Annotated in this window: 12 protein-coding genes, 1 tRNA gene and 1 pseudogene; 8 read left to right on the top strand and 6 right to left on the bottom strand. The window is 65.5% G+C overall.

What is annotated here, in order from left to right; genetic code table 11:
- Nucleotides 1–32: 32 nt before the first annotated feature.
- A tRNA-Thr gene (locus AC2S9W_RS09605) sits at nucleotides 33–108 on the bottom strand.
- Nucleotides 109–122: 14 nt separating this feature from the next.
- The gene (locus tag AC2S9W_RS09600; protein ID WP_158682108.1) at nucleotides 123–407 is read right to left on the bottom strand and encodes a hypothetical protein; all 285 of its coding nucleotides are present in this window, start codon (nucleotides 405–407) and stop codon (nucleotides 123–125) included.
- A 59-nt stretch (nucleotides 408–466) separates the two neighbouring features.
- On the opposite strand from AC2S9W_RS09600, the gene AC2S9W_RS09595 reads away from it, so the two are divergent.
- The 6 genes and pseudogenes from AC2S9W_RS09595 to AC2S9W_RS09570 all read left to right on the top strand — a co-directional run bounded on the left by AC2S9W_RS09595 (nucleotide 467) and on the right by AC2S9W_RS09570 (nucleotide 8,427).
- Nucleotides 467–2,722, top strand: a complete 2,256-nt coding sequence (locus tag AC2S9W_RS09595; protein ID WP_158682106.1) for a TonB-dependent receptor — start codon at nucleotides 467–469, stop codon at nucleotides 2,720–2,722.
- On the top strand, nucleotides 2,722–4,098 hold the full coding sequence (locus AC2S9W_RS09590; RefSeq protein ID WP_234002603.1) for a sulfatase family protein: 1,377 nt from the start codon (nucleotides 2,722–2,724) through the stop codon (nucleotides 4,096–4,098). Before AC2S9W_RS09595 ends, AC2S9W_RS09590 begins: the two co-directional genes overlap by 1 nt.
- A gap of 29 nt (nucleotides 4,099–4,127) precedes the next feature.
- A pseudogene (locus AC2S9W_RS09585) lies at nucleotides 4,128–4,328 on the top strand (TetR/AcrR family transcriptional regulator); the annotation flags it as partial.
- 204 nt (nucleotides 4,329–4,532) lie between these two features.
- The gene (locus tag AC2S9W_RS09580) at nucleotides 4,533–4,847 is read left to right on the top strand and encodes a hypothetical protein (protein WP_486572110.1); all 315 of its coding nucleotides are present in this window, start codon (nucleotides 4,533–4,535) and stop codon (nucleotides 4,845–4,847) included.
- 77 nt (nucleotides 4,848–4,924) lie between these two features.
- Nucleotides 4,925–6,349 carry an MFS transporter gene (locus AC2S9W_RS09575; RefSeq protein WP_486572030.1) on the top strand — a complete coding sequence of 475 codons (1,425 nt, stop codon included), beginning with the start codon at nucleotides 4,925–4,927 and terminating at the stop codon, nucleotides 6,347–6,349.
- Nucleotides 6,346–8,427, top strand: coding sequence for a beta-glucosidase family protein (locus tag AC2S9W_RS09570; RefSeq protein ID WP_067182473.1), 2,082 nt, complete (start codon nucleotides 6,346–6,348; stop codon nucleotides 8,425–8,427). Before AC2S9W_RS09575 ends, AC2S9W_RS09570 begins: the two co-directional genes overlap by 4 nt.
- Nucleotides 8,428–8,606: 179 nt before the next feature.
- On the opposite strand, the gene AC2S9W_RS09565 is transcribed toward AC2S9W_RS09570, so the two are convergent.
- Entirely contained in the window at nucleotides 8,607–9,791 is a 1,185-nt protein-coding gene (locus AC2S9W_RS09565; protein WP_076074699.1) for an acyl-CoA dehydrogenase, read from the bottom strand.
- 91 nt (nucleotides 9,792–9,882) lie between these two features.
- Between AC2S9W_RS09565 and AC2S9W_RS09560 the strand changes: the two genes are divergently transcribed.
- Together AC2S9W_RS09560 and AC2S9W_RS09555 are read left to right on the top strand one after the other, a co-directional pair.
- Nucleotides 9,883–10,785 carry a LysR family transcriptional regulator gene (locus AC2S9W_RS09560; RefSeq protein ID WP_076074696.1) on the top strand — a complete coding sequence of 301 codons (903 nt, stop codon included), beginning with the start codon at nucleotides 9,883–9,885 and terminating at the stop codon, nucleotides 10,783–10,785.
- 43 nt (nucleotides 10,786–10,828) lie between these two features.
- Nucleotides 10,829–11,446 (top strand): hemerythrin domain-containing protein, encoded by a 618-nt coding sequence (locus tag AC2S9W_RS09555; RefSeq protein ID WP_083675045.1) that lies wholly within the window; start codon nucleotides 10,829–10,831, stop codon nucleotides 11,444–11,446.
- 654 nt (nucleotides 11,447–12,100) lie between these two features.
- On the opposite strand, the gene AC2S9W_RS09550 is transcribed toward AC2S9W_RS09555, so the two are convergent.
- The 3 genes from AC2S9W_RS09550 to AC2S9W_RS09540 form a co-directional block, all read right to left on the bottom strand.
- Nucleotides 12,101–13,741: a tannase/feruloyl esterase family alpha/beta hydrolase gene (locus AC2S9W_RS09550; RefSeq protein ID WP_486572029.1), complete on the bottom strand. Its 1,641-nt coding sequence runs from the start codon at nucleotides 13,739–13,741 to the stop codon at nucleotides 12,101–12,103.
- Between the two features lie 53 nt (nucleotides 13,742–13,794).
- The gene (locus tag AC2S9W_RS09545) at nucleotides 13,795–15,132 is read right to left on the bottom strand and encodes a spinster family MFS transporter (RefSeq protein ID WP_076074690.1); all 1,338 of its coding nucleotides are present in this window, start codon (nucleotides 15,130–15,132) and stop codon (nucleotides 13,795–13,797) included.
- 66 nt (nucleotides 15,133–15,198) lie between these two features.
- Nucleotides 15,199–17,256 carry an acetoacetate--CoA ligase gene (locus tag AC2S9W_RS09540; RefSeq protein ID WP_076074688.1) on the bottom strand — a complete coding sequence of 686 codons (2,058 nt, stop codon included), beginning with the start codon at nucleotides 17,254–17,256 and terminating at the stop codon, nucleotides 15,199–15,201.
- Nucleotides 17,257–17,361: the final 105 nt, after the last annotated feature.

Genomic DNA, 17,361 nt, shown 5'->3' with positions numbered 1-17,361 from the left:
GTGCCGTACCAAATCGTCGATCATGGAGATTGTGGTGCCGCTTAGGTGACTCGAACACCTGACCCCATCATTACGAATGATGTGCTCTACCAACTGAGCTAAAGCGGCAACGAGGGGCGCCTCTACCAGCGTGTCGGGGCGAAGACAAGCGCCGTTGCGCAGATTCTCCCGTCGAACGGCAGGCGACATATCATGCGATCCTGCGCACCGATCCGGTAAGGAAATTTCCCGTAATTTTCCATTTTAAAACAAAATCTTGAACCTCGCCATTTCGAAGCGAGCAGCTTTCCACCGGCCTTGCGGCGAAGATATGGCGCACCCACGCCATCGTCCGGCTCGCCGCAATCGACGGATGTTTCGTTGCTCGCCGCCCTTTGCTCATGGCCGGGGCGGGATACAGGATTCATGCTTGACATTCGCCAGCTCAAATTATTATCCGAGTGGATAAATAAATGGGAGGATGCGGATGAAGAGCATATTCGTGGCGTTGATGGGATCGACGCTGCTCGCGAGCGGCGCCCATGCGCAGGACACCGCGCCCCTGTCCGCTTCGGAGAACGCAAGCGTCGCCGGCGACGAGATCGTCGTGACGGCCCAGAAACGCGAACAGTCGTTGCAGGACGTTCCGCTGTCGGTCGCGGTGCTGAGCGGCGAGCAGTTGAGCAACCGGAACATCACTGAAATCTCGCAGTTGCAGACGACGACCCCGAACTTCTCCTTCCAGGGCAGTAACAACCCGCGCGGCGCCGGCCTGGCGATCCGCGGCATCGGCACGAATAATTTCTCGTCGGCGATCGAGGGCTCGGTCGGCATCGTCATCGACGGTGTACCGATCGGGCGGCAGGGCGCGGGGATGACCGACCTGTTCGACATCCAGCGGATTGAAGTGCTGCGCGGTCCGCAGGGCACCTTGTTCGGCAAGAATGCCTCGGCCGGCGTCCTCAACATCGTGACCACCGATCCCAGCTACAGCTGGGGCGGCAAGGTCCAGGCGACCTACGGCGAGTTCGACGAATTCGTGCTGCGCGGAACGGTCACCGGCGGCCTGACCTCGAATCTGGCGTTTCGCGCATCGGCCTATCGCACGAAACGAGACGGCTATATTCGCAACCGATTCGACGACAGCCGCCTCAACGATCGCGACGAGTGGGGCGGTCGCGCGAAGCTGTTGTGGGAACCCGCCGACAATATCCGCGTGCTCGTCGCGGGCGACTATTCGTCGCGCGACGCCGCCTGCTGCATGTGGACGATCCGCAGTTTCGGCAACAATGCCGATATCCGCAACCGGGTGACCGCCGCAGGCATCGTTCCCGGCCCCGACAACCGGGAGGTTGCGCTCGACGGCCGCACGTTCATCCGCCAGGAAACCTATGGCGGATCGGTGCAGGTCGATATCGAGGGCACCGGGGGCATCACGGTGACGTCGATCACCGGCCTGCGCTGGTGGGATGCGACCGACAACAACGACGCCGACCAACGGCCGACCCCCGTTCTCAACATCAACAATGGCGACAGCCGTCAGCGCCAGTTCACGCAGGAACTGCGCCTGACCTCTCCGTCCGGCGAGCCGTTCGAGTGGGTCGGCGGCCTGTTCCTCTTCAACCAGGATTATGAACTCGGCAATTCGCAGCAGGGCACGTTCGACCAGCCTCTGCCGCCCGGCGTCCAGTTGTCGCGCGCGATCTTCGTCGAGAACGATACCCAGAATTTCGCCGCCTTCGCCGATGCGACCTATCATCTGAGCGATCAGTTCAACGTCTTCGGCGGACTGCGCTACACGGTCGAGCGGCTGAACACGCATTTTCGGCGCTTCGCCAATCCGGGTACCATCCTGCTCGGACCCAATGTCGACCAGAAGATGAAGCGCGTCGACGGCGCATGGACGTGGCGCATGGGGGCGCAATTCCGTCCGACCGAAGAGGTGACGCTCTATGGCAGCGTCGCGCGCGGCTTCAAGGGCGGCGGCTTCAATGCGCTGCAGGACTCGACCGTGCTGCGCACCGTCGAACCCGAGATTCCGACGTCGTACGAATTCGGCGCCAAGACCGAGTTGTTCGATCGCCGGGTGCGCTTCAACATCGCCTTCTTCAGCACCGATTTCGACGATTTCCAGGCGCAGGCGATCGGCGTTTCGGACACCGGTACCCTGGTGTTCGACGTGATCAATGCCGGCTCGCTGCGCACGCGCGGGATCGAGGCCGACGTCGACATCAATATGGGATCGGGCCTGCGTCTGATGGGCGGCGCGGCCTATACCAGGGCGAAATATACCGACTTCGCGGGCGCACCCTGCTATTTCGGACAGACGGTGGCCCAGGGCTGCATCGTTTCGGGCGGGCAGGCGCGGCAGGATCTGACCGGCAAGGAACTGGCGATGGCGCCGAAGTTCACGGCGAACGCGTCCGCGCGTTACGAAACCGAGGTTTCGGCGGCGGGCGCGAGCGTTTTCGGCCAGCTTTCCTTTGCCTATCGCGGCAGCACATTCACCGCGCTCGACCTCGATCCGAAATCGGTGCAGAAGGCTTATGGCCTGCTTGATGCCCAAATCGGCTTCGCATTGCCGGGCGACCGCCTGCGAGCGTGGATCTGGGGCAAGAATCTGACCGACAAGAGCTTCGTCGAACTGATCTACGACACGCCTCTCGACACCGGCGGGCAATCGCAGTTCTTCCCGTCGACCGCGGCGCGGCAGTTCGGGGCCACGGTGGAGTATAGATTCTGATGATGGAACTCGATCGCCGCAGCCTGCTCGCCAGCCTTGCCGTCGCCGGAGCCGGCGGGGTCTCCACACTGGCACTGGCGCGGTCGAAGGACAGCGCCGCGCGGCGCCGTCCGCCGAATTTCATCGTCGTCCTCGCCGACGATCTCGGGTACGGCGACATCGGGGCCAATGGCTCGCGCGCGATCCGCACGCCCAATATCGACCGGCTTGCCGCCGACGGGCTGCTGATGACCGATGCCTATGCCTCGGCGAATATCTGCACCCCGTCGCGCGCCGGCCTGCTGACCGGGCGTTATCCGATCCGCACCGGGCTGGCGTGGCAAGTGATCCAGGCGGACGACACGAACGGCCTGCCGCCCGAAGAGGTCACGATTCCCGAAGTGCTCGGCGACGACTATGCATCGGCGCTGATCGGCAAATGGCATCTTGGGCACACCCCACCCTATTGGCCGCCGACCGTGCAGGGATTCGACCTGTTCTTCGGCCTTCCCTATAGCCACGACATGAAGCCGCTGTCGCTCTATACCGCGGGCGAGGGCGTGGAATTCACCCAGGAAGACGTCGACATGGTGGCCCTGACGCAGCGATTCTTCGCGCGGGCCGGCGAGTTCGTCGACGCCAATCGCGATCGCCCCTTTTTCCTGATGCTCGCGCTGACCGCGCCGCATATTCCGCTTCACCCGACGAAGGAACACGCCGGGCACTCGCCGGCCGGCGACTATGGCGACGTCGTCGAAGAGGTCGATGCCGAACTCGGCCGCCTGCGCGAACAGATCGAACGGCTCGACCTTCAGAACGATACCTATGTCATCGTCACGTCGGACAATGGACCATGGTTCGAAGGATCGACCGGCGAACTGCGCGATCGCAAGGGCGGCGCGGGATGGGACGGCGGCTATCGCGTTCCGTTCATCGCCTGGGGCCCCGGCCGCATCCCGGCCGGCAGTCGCAGCAGCGCGATCACGATGAATTTCGACCTGTTGCCGACCTTCGCCGCACTCGCCGGCAAACCGCTGCCGAAGGATCTCGTTCTCGACGGCAAGGATATCAGCGCGGTTCTGCTCGACGGCGCGCCGAGCCCACACGAAGCACTGGTCCTGTTCGACAACGAGAAGGTCGCGGCGATCCGCACCGATCGCTGGAAATTCGTCGCGCGCAGCTATTATCGGGGATATGATCTGCCGCTGGCACGGATCGGTGCCAATCTGTTGTTCGACGTGCGCAGCGATCCCGGCGAGGATTATAATCTGGCGACGCGCCATCCCGAGGTCGTGAAGGCCATGCGCGCGCGCTTCGAGCAATATCGTCAGACATATGAGCCGCTCGGACGGAAAAAGGAGCCCGATCGGCTTCCGGGCGGCAAAGCCCTCCCCTGAGCCGTTTCTCCATTATTGCTTATGTCCGATTGTCGCTGGTATTGGCAGCGCGGTCGAACGATAATGATTCAAGGTCTGAGGCAAGCAGGTTGCAGTCGAAACCGGGACGGAAAAGAAAAACCCAGGATCGCGGAGTCGCGACCCGGCAGCGGATCGTCGAAGAAGCCCTGCAGCTTTTCTCCCGCCATGGCTTCGACGGTGTCGGAGTCCGTGAAATAGCCGAAAGCGTCGGCGTCCAGCACGGGCTGATCAAATATCATTTCGGCAAAAAGGACGAATTGTGGCGCGAGGCGGTTCGTCTGCTCTTCACCCGCATGAGCGAGATATTGGAGCCCGAGCCCGGCGAAGCCGACCTTCCCCCCGCCAAGGCTTTCGAAATCTCGTTGCGGCGCTATGTCCGCTATTGCGCCGAGCACCCCGAGCATGCGCGGCTGATGGTTCAGGAATCCTTCCGCGACAATGAGCGACTGGCATGGGCATCGGAAAGCTTCATCCGCCCCAGCCACGACCGGATCTTCCCACGATGGGACATCCTGATGCGCGACGGCACGATGCCGCGGGTCGACCCGGCGCTGATGGTCTATGCGCTGACGGGGGCCGCCCAGTCGATCTTCAACCTCGCTGCCGAAGCGAAATTGACGCACGGCATCGACGCATGCTCGAACGAGACGATCGAGGCCTATTCCGACGCGATCATCGCCCTGTTCCTTCCCGGCCTCGCAAAGCGCGAAGAAGCATCCGGAAAATAATTATCCGATTGGATAAAAATTAGAGACAGACGGACCCTGGTGCGATAGATGCTCCCCATAAAAGGGAGAGAGCAGCGATGGCCGATGGCAGCGTTGGAGCGGGGCAACACCGGGATCTTGCGGACCGATCATCCCTGCCCACCGGCGCGGTCGTCGCTTACGGGTCGGGCGATCTGGCGTTCAACCTCTATTTCACCTTCTGCTCGCTGTTCTTGCTCTATTTCTACACCGACGTCCTTGGCATTTCCGCCTCGGTCGGCGGATTGATCATCATGGCGGCGCTCATGTGGGAGGGGATTACCGATCCCGCGATGGGCGTGATCGCGAGCCGGACGCGGAGCCGGTTCGGCAGCTATCGCCCCTATCTGCTGTTCGGCGCACCGCTCCTCGCCCTCGCTTTCGTCTCCATGTTCCTGCCGCTGGGCCTTTCGAGCAACGCACTCGCCTTCTTCTGCCTTGCGACGCACATCCTGTTCCGCACGGTCTACACCGTCGTGAACATTCCCTTCGTCGCCCTGTCGGCCCGCATGAGCGCGGACTCGCTCGTCCGGTCGCGACTGGCGGGAGCGCGCATGCTGTTCGCGATCATCACCGGCCTGTTCCTCGCTGCGGCGACGCTGCCGCTCGTCGCCCGCTTCGGCGGCGGCCGCGAAGGCTTCCTGTGGGTCGCAACGCTCTATGCGTTCATCGCCACGCTGGTGCTGCTCAACTGCTTCAAGCGCACCCAGGAAACGATCGGCGAAGCGCCCGACGCGCATCCGACCTTTTCCGCGATGCTTCGCGCGGTCGGGTCGAACCGCGTATTCCTGCTCCTGCTCGGCGCAACCCTCGTCGGCTCGATCGGTTATGCGATGGGCGGCAAGGCGCTGCTCTATTACATGAAATATTATGCGGGATCCGAGGAGACGATCACTATCGGCCTGACGGTCTCGCTCGCCGCGGCGGCCCTGTCGATGCTCCCCTGGGTCAAGGTGACGCAGCGCATCGGCAAGCGCGCGGTGTGGTTGAGCGGCATCGCGATCAGTGCGACCGCCAACATCCTGATCTTCGCCATCGCGCCGAAGGCGGGGCCGATGCTTTACGGCTTGCTGGCGTTCAGCGGCGTCGGGAACGCAGCCTTCGTGCTGACTTTCTGGTCGATGCTGCCCGATACCGTCGAGGTAGGCGAATGGCAGACCGGCCTCCGCGCAGAGGGGGCACTCGTCGGCTTTCTCGCCTTCACGCAGAAGGTCGCGCTCGGCGTCGGAACGGGCCTGATCGGCATATTGCTCGACGTCATCGGCTATGTCCCCAACGCGCCGCAAGCCCCCGACACGCTGACGAGCATCCGCGGACTGGCAACGCTCGTCCCCGCGGCGCTGGCGGTCGGCGCCGGGCTGTTCATCTATTTCTACCCGCTCGACACGCGGACCCACGCGCGGCTCGTCCGGGCGATCGGATGGCGTAATGCACGCCGCCGCGGCCCGGCTTCATCCACCCCCGACAATGGACAGACGACATGACCGACCAGCAGCATGATTTCTCCCCGCGGCGCGGCGCCTCCGAGGAATGGATCGCCGAGACGATCGATGCGATCATGGAGCATGCAACGCTGGCGGAGAAAGTCGGCATGCTGTCCGGCCGCGGCTTTTTCCGGGAGTTCGCCGCCGACGACAAGCTATGGGGCGCGCGGCCCTATCGCGCCGGGAGCGGAATCGAACGCCTCGGTGTCCCGCCGCTGTGGTTCACCGACGGGCCGCGCGGCGTCGCGCGCGGGCAGAGCACCTGCTTCCCCTGCACCATGGCGCGCGGCGCGACCTTCGACACCGACCTCGAAATGCGGATCGGCGAGGCAATGGGGAAGGAAATCCGCGCGCAGGGCTGCGACCTTTCGGGCGCGGTCTGCATCAATATCCTTCGCCACCCCGCCTGGGGCCGGGCGCAGGAAACCTATGGCGAGGACCCGCACCATCTGGGCGCCATGGGAAGCGCGCTGGGGCTTGGCATCCAGACCCAGAATGTGATGGCGACGGTCAAGCATTTCGCACTCAACTCGATGGAGAACGCACGGTTCAAGGTCGATGTGCGGGTCGGCGAGCGTGCGCTTCACGAAGTCTATCTGCCGCATTTCAAGATGGCGCTCGACGCCGGCGTGGCGAGCGTGATGAGCGCCTACAACAAGTTCGACGGCGAATATTGCGGCCAGCATCACGGCTTGCTGACGGACATCCTGCGTGGCGAATGGGGTTTCGCGGGCTTCGTGCATTCCGACTGGGTGATGGGCCTTTACAAGCCCTATGCCGTCGCGGCGGGGCTCGACATCGAAAATCCCGAACCGCAGATTCTGGGCGAAAAGCTGATCGCCGCGGTCGAGGCGGGGCATGTCGCGCCCTTCGTGATCGACCGCGCCTGCCGCAACATCCTGCGCACGCAATATCGCTTCGCCTGCGCGCCCGATCCGCTGACCGCCTATCCCGCCGAACTGGTCGCGTCCGCGGAGCATGTCGCGCTGGCACGCGAGGCGGCGGAGAAGTCGATCGTGCTGCTCGAGAACAACGGCGTCCTGCCGCTCGACCGCAGCCGGGTCCGCCGTCTCGCCGTGCTCGGCCGGCTGGCGTCGCTCGAGAACACCGGCGACATGGGGTCGAGCCGCGTTCGCGCTCCCCATGTGGTCACGCCGATCGAGGCGCTGCGCGCGATGCTGGGCGCCGACGCCATCGCGGTCGGCGACGAGGATGACATCGACGCGGCGGTCGCGGCGGCGCGCGATGCCGACGCCGCGCTGATCGTCGCAGGCTACAATGCACGCGAAGAAGGCGAATATATACCGGGCGACATCACGCTGGGCCAGGAAAGCGATGCAAGCGGCAGGCGCCCGGCGATCGGAGGGGATCGGCTGTCGCTCGACCTGCCCGCGCGGCAGATTGCGCTGATCGAAGCCGTCGCCGCGACCGGAACGCCCGTGGTCGTCGCGATCGTCGCGGGATCGGCGGTGCTGGTGGAAGGCTGGCGCGCGCAGGCGGGGGCGATCCTCCAGACCTTCTATTCGGGGATGGAGGGCGGCGCCGCGCTCGCCGATATCCTGTTCGGCGACGTCAATCCGTCGGGTCGCCTTCCCTTCACGGTGGCGCGCGATCCCGCCGATTATCCCTTCTTCGACCGCGATGCGGACAGGATCGTCTACGATCATTGGCACGGTTATGCGAAGCTGATGCGCGACGGGATCGAGCCGCGCTATCCCTTCGGGCACGGCCTCAGCTACACGCGTTTCGCCCGCCGCGCCCTGCGCGTCTCGGCATCCGACCGGGCGGTGCATGTTTCCGTCACCGTCGCCAATGTCGGCGACCGTCCCGGCGACGACAGCATCCTGTGCCATGTCCGGTATCCGGGCAGCGTCGAGCGTTGGTCGCAGGCGCTGAAGGCCTTCACGCGCGTTTCCCTTCAGCCCGGCGAAACGCGGACGATCGCGATGACCATCGATCTCGACGATCTGCGCTACCGTGACGAGACGGCGCACGGCTGGAAGCTCGAATCGGGCCCCCATGAAATCTGCATATCCGGGGGCGTCGAGCCCGATCTCAGCGTATCGGTTCGGTTCTAGTCTACTCGAAAGGCGATTACCGAACGGCCTATGCCGGCCGCCGGAACCTGGCCGAAGGAAAGGGCGGAAAACCGCGCAACCTTACACTGGCATCTGGGCGACGAGCGCCTTCTTTTCGGCAGAGGGGCCTGCTTGAAGCCCCGCATGTGCGGGCCGGCCGCTGTGGCCGGCCCATCGGTTCAGAAAGCCGCGATCCCCGTTATGGCACGGCCGAGAATGAGGGCATGCATGTCGTGCGTGCCCTCATAGGTGTTCACGGTTTCGAGATTCACCATGTGGCGGATGACATGATATTCGCCGGCGATCCCATTGCCCCCGTGCATGTCGCGGGCGGTGCGGGCTATGTCGAGTGCTTTGCCGACATTGTTGCGTTTGACGATCGAGATGGTTTCGGGAGCCATGCCGCCTTCGTCGAGCAGGCGGCCGACGCGCAGGCTGGCCTGGAGGCCGAGCGCGATCTCGCTCGCCATGTCGGCGAGCTTCTTCTGGAAGAGTTGGGTCGCGGCGAGCGGCCGCCCGAACTGGTGCCGTTCCAGCCCGTAATTGCGTGCGGCGGCATAGCAGAATTCGGCCGCCCCCAGCGCGCCCCACGAAATGCCGTAGCGCGCCCGGTTGAGACAGCCGAAGGGGCCCTTCAGCCCCTGAACGCCGGGGAGGAGCGCATCGTCGGGAACGAAGACGTCGTCCATCAGGACCATGCCGGTGATCGAGGCGCGGAGCGACAGCTTGCCCTCGATCTTCGGCGCCGAAAGGCCGGCCATGCCCTTTTCGAGCAGGAAGCCGCGCACCGCGCCATCATGCGCATCGGATTTCGCCCAGACGACGAAAACGTCGGCGATCGGCGCGTTCGAAATCCAGGTCTTGCTGCCGCTGAGCCGGAAGCCGCCGTCGACCTTGCGCGCGCGGGTCCGCATCCCGGCGGGATCGGACCCCGCGTCAGGCTCGGTCAGCCCGAAGCAGCCGATCAGTTCGCCGCGCGCGAGGCCGGGCAGATAACGCTGCCGCTGCTCCTCGCTGCCATAGACGAGGATCGGATACATGACGAGGCTCGACTGGACGCTCATCATCGAGCGATAGCCCGAATCGATGCGTTCGATTTCGCGCGCGACCAGCCCGTAGCTGACGTAGGAGGCGCCGGCGCCACCATATCCGGCGGGCACCGTCACGCCGAGCAGCCCCTGCTCGCCCATTTCACGGAAGATCTCCGGATCGGTCCGCTCCTCGGCGAAGGCGTCGACGACGCGCGGCAGCAGGCGATCGGTGGCGAAGGCGCGCGCGGCGTCGCGGATCATCCGTTCCTCTTCCTCCAGCTGGGCATCGAGCCCCAAAGCGTCTTCCCAGTCGAACGGTCGGATATCAGCCATCGAACATACTCCTTTCGGCGTCCCTTGACGCCCGATTTTCATTCTATCAATGTCATTAAAATCATTATTCCATCGCATTCAGGAATGAAAGATGCTCGACCGCCGCCCGCTCGAAATTTTCCTCGCGATTGCCGAGGAGCGCAGTTTCGTCCGCGCGGCCGACCGCCTCGGCCTCGCCCAGCCGGTCGTGAGCCGCCAGCTCCAGCGACTGGAGGGAAACCTCGGCGCGCGCCTGTTTCACCGCGGCAGCCGGTCCAAGGTCACGCTGACACGGGCGGGCGAGCTGTTTCACGACGAAGCGCGCGACGCGCTCGCCGGGCTCCTGCGCGCCGAACAGCTCGGACGCAATGTCGCGCGAGGGGCGACGGGGCCGCTTCGCATCGGCTATGTCTTTTCGGGCGCGATGACCGCGCTGCTGAGCGACATGGTTCGCGGCCTGCGCACGGCCTTTCCCGATCTGGAAATCGAGCCGCGGCTGATCGAAACGCCCGCGCAGCTTCGCGAACTGGCCGAAGGCCGCATCGACGTCGCGATCGTCCGCCCCCGCCCGTCGTGGCCGCGCGGCGCGGCGGTGCTGGCCCGCCACCACGAGCCGATGCTGCTCGGGCTCGGGACGACGCACCCGCTCGCCCGCCACGACAGCATCGCGATCGGCGATCTGGTGCCCGAATGTTTTCTGACGCCGCAGTTCGACGTCGAGGACGAGCTCGCCGAGACCGTGCGGCGTCTGCTCCGCAAGGTCGGGGCTCGTCCCCGGATCAGGGCCACGGGCGATTTCATCACCGCGGCCGCGCTCGCCGCCGCGGGTGAAGGCGTCATCCTCGCGCCCGCGTCGCTCGCGCATCTGGTGATCGACGGTCTGACCTTCCGGCCGATCTCCGGGCATGCCGAGCGGCTCGAACTCGCCGTCGTCGGGCGGCCCGAACTGCCGGCCGCGCAGCGCGAGGCGATCATCGCCGCCCTTTCGGCATCGCGGACCGACTGCCGGGTCTGACCTTCAAGGGACACAGCGGGCAGTCATCGCGCGCCGCGGCGCCATGCCGGGCCGCTTTATCTTGACATCGGTCGTGCATCGTCGCAAAATACGCATGTTAGATACCTATTTTAAATCGAGGCATCCGCCGATCTTTGCGGCGACAGATGGAGGTCGTGATATGGCAAGCAATCCCGTCGAAACGGCCGACCCGGTCGACGCAGCGGAGACCCCCGCTCTCGTCGATCATATCATCGGGCGCTATCACCGCGTGCACAGCCGGGAGCTTCCCGAACTCATCCAGATGGCGCAGCGCGTCGAGCAGGCGCATCAGGGCCACCCGGCGGTCCCTGCGGGGCTTGCCGCGTTGCTGAAACAGATGCTCGGCGAGCTGACCATCCATATGCAGAAGGAGGAACTGGTCCTTTTTCCGCAGATGAAGAAAGGCGGACGCCCCGAAATCGGCACGCCGATCATGGTGATGATGGCCGAGCATGACGATCACAGCGCCTTCCTGCGGGCGGTCGATGGCCTCACGCAGGGCCTGCAGATTCCGGAGGGCGGCTGCGGGACCTGGCGGGCCCTGTATGCGGGCCTGGCCAAGCTGTCGGCCGATCTGACCGACCATATCCATATCGAGAACGACATCCTGTTCCCCCGTTTCCTGGGGTCCGGGGCCTGACGACGGCGCGGCCGCAATCCGGAGCGCGCGCAGACCGCCCCGGATTGCTTCCCCCGGATCAGGTCGGGATATATACCCTTCAGGCAAGTAGGGAGTTGTTCCCCGGCGAAAGCCGGGGTCCATGCGGGGCAGCGCTGTGCCATCTGGACCCCGGCTTTCGCCGGGGAACAGTGACTTGTCGAGAAGGGATAATTGCCGACTTGATCCGGGGTCGCGATGGCGAACCGGGTCAATCCAATGTCATCATTCTTTATGGTCTATGGGGATTCGGGTTTCGGCGCGCTGCCTCATTCGTTCGTCATGCTGACTCGTTTCAGCATCCATGGCCGGACCTTCCCTTTTGTGCCGCCTTTCATTCGAGCGCAGACCATGGACCCTGAAACAAGTTCAGGGTGACGAATGGGAGAAACTGCACAGAACGCCAAATCCCCACAGACCATAGTCATGGGCTGCACTTTTTCGCCGCCCCGCAAATACTCCATCACGGCCCGTTCCCCGGCGAAAGCCGGGGCCCAGATGGCGCTGCTCCGCGTGGACCCCGGCTTTCGCCGGGGAACAGCTACCTGTCCGAAAGGGATAATTGCCAAACAAGTTCAGGGTGACGAAAGGGAGAAACGGTGTCGAAACCGAATCGCCACGGGCCTTGGAGCGGCGTCAGCGATCGTCGGGTCCGGTGCAGATGAAATTGCTTGCCGACCGCGTCGAACCCGAGCCGCGATACACCGCCCTCCGCGGATAGGGGCAGAGCGGTCGCTGCATGGCGATCTCGCCCGTATCCTCGGCCGAAAATTTCGTCGCGATGACATGATCGGGCGCCTCGCCGCTGTCGGTCCAGGCAATCAGGGCCGAGAAAATGTCATGCTTCGCATCGTCGGCCGGCGGTCGTGGTGGGATGCCGAGCGTGGCGTTGAAGGCGTCGGGGCCGGTGCCGCCGCCGCAATGCATCATGCCGGGCGCGAGGAACAGGCGCGCGCTGTCCGCGAGATTGCGGCCGCCACCAAGCTGCGCCGCCTGCCGCTCATAGAATGCGATCGACTGGCCCGGCGCGACGAGCGTATCGGCCAGACCGTGATAGATGATCAGCTTGCCGCCGCGCGCGGCGAACGCCTCTAGACTGCCGCGCGTGGCATCGTTCACGATGGGGTCCAGACGCGCATCGACGGCGGGCATGTCGCGATCGAAATCGAACCCCTTCCAGTCCCAGTCGGCGCCGAACACCCATTTGAAAAGCGCGCCGAAAGGCGGCTGGCCGTTGATCGGCGTTTGCAGGAAGGACCAGCCGAAGGTGTCGGGCATTTCGCTTCCCGGGAGCCAGCCGAAATAGCTCGCCTTGCCATCGCGGCCCGTCGGTCCCGAATAAAAGGCGCGCGCGGTGGCCACTTCGTTTTCGGACAGACAGGCGTCCGATGCCGCGCCCATGCATTGCAGGACCGCGGGGTCGAAGCTGCAACTCAGGGGATCGGAGATGAACCGGTCCCCCGCCAGACCGTGCCCCTGTCGCCAGCAGGTCGCGATCGCCGCCTTGTTGAGCAGCTTCAGCTTGGCGTCGGAGAGCAGGCTGCCGGGCGCGCGATGCGCGGCGGCATAGTCCCAAAGCACCGCAGCATGGCCCCAGGTCCGGTTGATGACGGGCGCGCCGACGAGGATTCCGTCGTAATCGGCCGGATAGTAGAGCGATTCGATCAGGCCCTGCTGGCCGCCGGTCGAGCAGCCGGTGTAATAGGAGCGCCGGGCGTCGCGACCGTAGAAGGCCCTGGTGATCGCCTTTCCGGTCACGGTCATCACATGCGTCGACAGGCGGCCCCAGTCGCGCCACTTGCGCGGTTGGCCGATCAGGGCATCGCCCTCCAGCGGCGAGGCGGGCGCGGTTCCCGCATCGGTCGTCGCGGTCGCAAATCCGCGCCGCAACCCGTCGACCATCCCCGAATAGCCGCCAGCGAGAACGCCGGCGAAGCCGCCGTTTCCATTGCCGTGAAAGACGCCGGTCCAGTCCTGGGCGGGCAGCCAGATTTCGACGCCGATGTCGGAATCGGGCGCCGAGCGCACGCGCGCGACGACGCGGCAGAAGCTCCGGTAACCGGGCGTCTCGCCCGCAATCGTCGTCTCGGCCGCCTTGGCCGGAACCAGCGCCGCGCTGACGATGCTCGTATCGGGGAGCCGCAGGACGGCGAGGCCGTTGCAACGCGCGGCGACGGCATCCGGCGCCGGGGTCGGCGCCAGGGCCATCGCATCGCTCGGGACCATCCACCCCATGATGAGGACCGCGGCGGCGGCAAGGCTGTTTTTCCGTTTCATGTCTGTCTCCGCAAAGCTGTCACCTTCACTTCGTTCCCCGCTTCCCCAGCCCTTCACACAGGATTGGCTTCGCGCCGCTCCGGAACGGCGGCGGAAGGCGCCCGCCTGATCAGACGGGCGAGCCACAGGAACAGCAGCGCCGCGATCAGGTACATGGGCGCCAGCGCATAAAAGGCCATCTGCAAGGCATGCCCGCCATATTCCGGGCGGAAGAAATCGCTCGCCATGCCGACGAAGGTCGGGCCGAGGCCAAGGCCGATCAGGTTCATCACGAGGAGCAGCAAGGCGCCCGAAATGACCCGCGCATCCGGATCGACCTCTCCCTGCACGAAGGTGACCGTCGCGGGCAGGAAGAAGGAGTTGAGGAACAGCGGCACACAGAGCAGCGCCAGCGCGACCTCCCAGCGTTCCGCGGTGGCGAAACCCAGGAAGAAAGGCAGGGCGAGCAGCAGCGACAGCGCCGGAATGCTGGCATAGGCCGCCTTGTTCCGGACCCCGAAGCGGTCGATGAGGCGGCCGGAGACGAAAATGCCCGCCCCCATGCCGATGCCGACGGCCAGCGCATACCAGATCGCGACCTCCTCCAGCGTCATCCCCTTCTCGCGCATCAGGAACAGGGTGGCGAAATTGCTGAGGCCATAGGTGATGAAATTGGCGGCGCCGCTCGCAAGCGCGGTGACCGCGAGAATCCGGTTGCCGAAGAAGCTGCGGATTGCCTGCCCGAAGCCCTGACCGGGCTCCGCGGCGACGGCGGAAACGGGCGCCGGGTCGAACTGGCCGCGCGCGGGCTCCGGAACGATCAGGTAGACGAGCACCGCCGTCAGCACCCCGACCGCGCCGACGACGTAGAACGGCACGCGCCAGTCATAGGCGGCCGCCAGCGAGGCGCCGAAAGCCACCCCCAGCGCGGACCCGAGCGGCGGGCCGAGATTGAAGATGCCCATCGCGGTTCCCCGCTGCTCGCGCGGGAAGCTGTCGGAGATGATGGCATAGGATGGCGGCACGCCGCCGGCCTCTCCCACGCCGACCGCCATGCGGGCGACCACCAGTTGCCCGTAATTCGCCGCCATGCCGCACGCCGCGGTCGCGGCGCTCCACAGGCCGCAGGCGAGCGAGAGGACTTTCACCCGGTTCGTGCGGTCCGCCAGCCAGCCGACGGGGATCGCGATGAAGCAGTAGAAGAGCGCGAAATAGAATCCCGTGATCCGGCCCAGCTGGCTGTCGGTGATCTGCAAGCCATCCTGGATCGGCTTGGCGAGAATGGAGACGAGCTGGCGGTCGAGGAAATTCAGCACATAGACGAAGCACAGCATGCCGAGCACCAGGCCGCGATGGCCGGGTGCGCGGCTGTCCACGATGCCCGGCCGATCCGGCGATCCGTTCCTGTCCATATGCCTAGCACCTTCCCTGCCCATTGTTTTCCCGATCCGGCCGGCGCGCGCCGGCGGCTCCCGCCCTTACATCGCCTCTCCCGCGTGCGGCGCCATCTTTGCGTCCATGTCGCGCCGCCAGCGCTGCGCCCGATCGATATACCAGGGCAGAACCTCCGGGGTAGCGGTCGCGTCGGCATTGATCACCTTCGCCACGGGCCAGCCGCCGAACAGCCTTTTGATCGGCAGTTCCTGCTTCTTGCCCGACAGCGTGCGCGGAATGCCGGGCGCGGCGATCAGCCGGTCGGGCACGAAACGCGGCGACAGGCTGGCGCGAATGGCGGTCGCCACCGCCGCCTCCATCGCCGCATCGACGCCATGTCCCTCGGCCGGAACGACGAACATGATCAGCTGGCTGTCGCCGTCCGCGCCCTCGATGTCGACGATCATCGTGTCGGCGATCTGTGGCAATCGTTCGACCGCCGAATAGATTTCGGCGGTGCCCATGCGCAGGCCGTGCCGGTTGATCGTCGCATCGCTGCGCCCCGAGATCGTGCAGCCGCCGTCGGTGCCGATCGTCAGCCAGTCGCCGTGGCGCCAGATGCCCGGCCATTCGGCGAAATAGGATTCGCGGTAGCGGCTGCCGTCCTCGTCCCCCCAGAAATGCAGGGGCATACTCGGGAAAGGGCGCGTGCAGACGAGTTCGCCGACTTCGCCGATCACCGGCTTGCCCCGCTCGTCCCACGCCTCGATCGCGGCGCCGAGGTGGCGGCACTGCAATCGCCCCGGCGTGTCGGGAAGCTCCGGATTGCCGGCCATGAAGGCGGCCGCGATCTCCGTCCCGCCGCTGACGTTGCACCACCAGATATCGGGGCGGCCCAATCCGGCGAATTGCGCCGAACCCCAGCGCTGGACGTCGGGCGGAAGCGGCGAGCCGGTGCTGCCGAGCGCGCGAACGGATTCGAGGCCGCCGATCCGGGACAGGTCGAGCCCGGCCTTCTGGCAGCTCGTGAAAAAGGCCGCGCCGGCCCCGAACCAGGTCACGCCGTTGCGCGCCGCGAACCGCCACAGCCGGGTCCAGTCGGGAGTCCCCTTGGGCCCGCTGGGCGATCCGTCGAACAGGCAGATGGTCGTGCCGCTGAGCAGGCCGCCGACCTGAATGTTCCACATCACCCAGCCGGTGGCGCTGTACCAGTGGAAACGGTCGCCGAAATTGTTCGGGGCGTAGCTCGGTCCGAGATCGAAATGGAGCTGGCCCGCACAGGTCGCGAGCAGGACCCCGCCATGTCCGTGCACGATCGGCTTGGGAAGGCCGGTGGTCCCGCTCGAATAGAGAATCCACAGCGGGTGATCGAAGGGCAGCCATTCGGGTTCGAACGCCGCGACCTCGGCATCGTCGCGCGCCACCGCCTCTTCGAAGGCGACGGCGCCCGGCACCTTGTCCTCGCCGAATCCGCTGTCGATGACGAGCAGCACTTCGATGCAGGGCAGTTGACGCCGAATCTCGGCGACGGCGGCGCTGCGGTCCATGGCCTTGCCGCCATAGGCGACGCCGTCCACCGCGATCAGCACCCTGGGCCTCGTCTGGCGGAAGCGGTCGAGTACCGCATTGGCCCCCATGTCGGGCGAGCACAGCGTCCATATCGCCCCCAGGCTGGCGCATGCCAGGAGGCCGATCACCGCCGCCGGGATGTTGGGAAGATAGGCGGCCACGCGGTCGCCCCGCCCGACCCCGTGCCGGCGCAGTTCGAGCGCCAGCGACGCCGCCTGCCGCCTGAGGTCCGCCCAGCTGAGGACCGCCCGGTCGCCGCGTTCGTTCTCGGCGACGATCGCGGGCTGGCCGGCGGCGTCGGCGGGGACCGCATGGCGAAACACGTGCCGGGCGTAACTGACCTGCGCCCCGTCGAACCAGCGCGCGCCCGGCATGGCGTCTTCGCCGAGCACGGCCGCGAACGGCGTCGGGGATTCGATCCGATAATAATCCCAGATGCTGCGCCAGAAGCCTTCTAGATCGTCGACCGACCAGCGGCGCAAATCCTCATATTCCGCGAATTCCAGATCGTGCGTGGTCTTGAGCCAGTCCGAATACAGGCGGATCTGCGGAACGGGAGCCGGGGCGTCCGCGCTGTTGCTGGCATGACTCATAACAGACCTTGTTTCATTTCAGGGAGATATGACGAGGAGCGCTGCACCGGCCCCAGTTCCGCTCGATCAGGCGGGTGAACGACGGGCGGCGACCTCATCGAAGAT

It is taken from the genome of Sphingopyxis sp. 550B, assembly GCF_057401805.1.
Note: the sequence above shows the minus strand (reverse complement) of the source record. Positions and strands in the feature narration are given on the sequence as shown.

Bases quoted from the DNA above. Each gene is read 5' to 3' on its own strand.
- AC2S9W_RS09580 (WP_486572110.1), top strand. From the start codon at position 4,533: ATGGTTCAGGAATCCTTCCGCGACAATGAGCGACTGGCATGGGCATCG.
- AC2S9W_RS09545 (WP_076074690.1), bottom strand. From the start codon at position 15,132: ATGGACAGGAACGGATCGCCGGATCGGCCGGGCATCGTGGACAGCCGC.
- AC2S9W_RS09565 (WP_076074699.1), bottom strand. From the start codon at position 9,791: ATGGCTGATATCCGACCGTTCGACTGGGAAGACGCTTTGGGGCTCGAT.
- AC2S9W_RS09550 (WP_486572029.1), bottom strand. From the start codon at position 13,741: ATGAAACGGAAAAACAGCCTTGCCGCCGCCGCGGTCCTCATCATGGGG.
- AC2S9W_RS09595 (WP_158682106.1), top strand. From the start codon at position 467: ATGAAGAGCATATTCGTGGCGTTGATGGGATCGACGCTGCTCGCGAGC.
- AC2S9W_RS09575 (WP_486572030.1), top strand. From the start codon at position 4,925: ATGGCCGATGGCAGCGTTGGAGCGGGGCAACACCGGGATCTTGCGGAC.
- AC2S9W_RS09560 (WP_076074696.1), top strand. From the start codon at position 9,883: ATGCTCGACCGCCGCCCGCTCGAAATTTTCCTCGCGATTGCCGAGGAG.
- AC2S9W_RS09555 (WP_083675045.1), top strand. From the start codon at position 10,829: ATGCCGGGCCGCTTTATCTTGACATCGGTCGTGCATCGTCGCAAAATA.
- AC2S9W_RS09590 (WP_234002603.1), top strand. From the start codon at position 2,722: ATGATGGAACTCGATCGCCGCAGCCTGCTCGCCAGCCTTGCCGTCGCC.
- AC2S9W_RS09540 (WP_076074688.1), bottom strand. From the start codon at position 17,256: ATGAGTCATGCCAGCAACAGCGCGGACGCCCCGGCTCCCGTTCCGCAG.
- AC2S9W_RS09570 (WP_067182473.1), top strand. From the start codon at position 6,346: ATGACCGACCAGCAGCATGATTTCTCCCCGCGGCGCGGCGCCTCCGAG.
- AC2S9W_RS09600 (WP_158682108.1), bottom strand. From the start codon at position 407: ATGAATCCTGTATCCCGCCCCGGCCATGAGCAAAGGGCGGCGAGCAAC.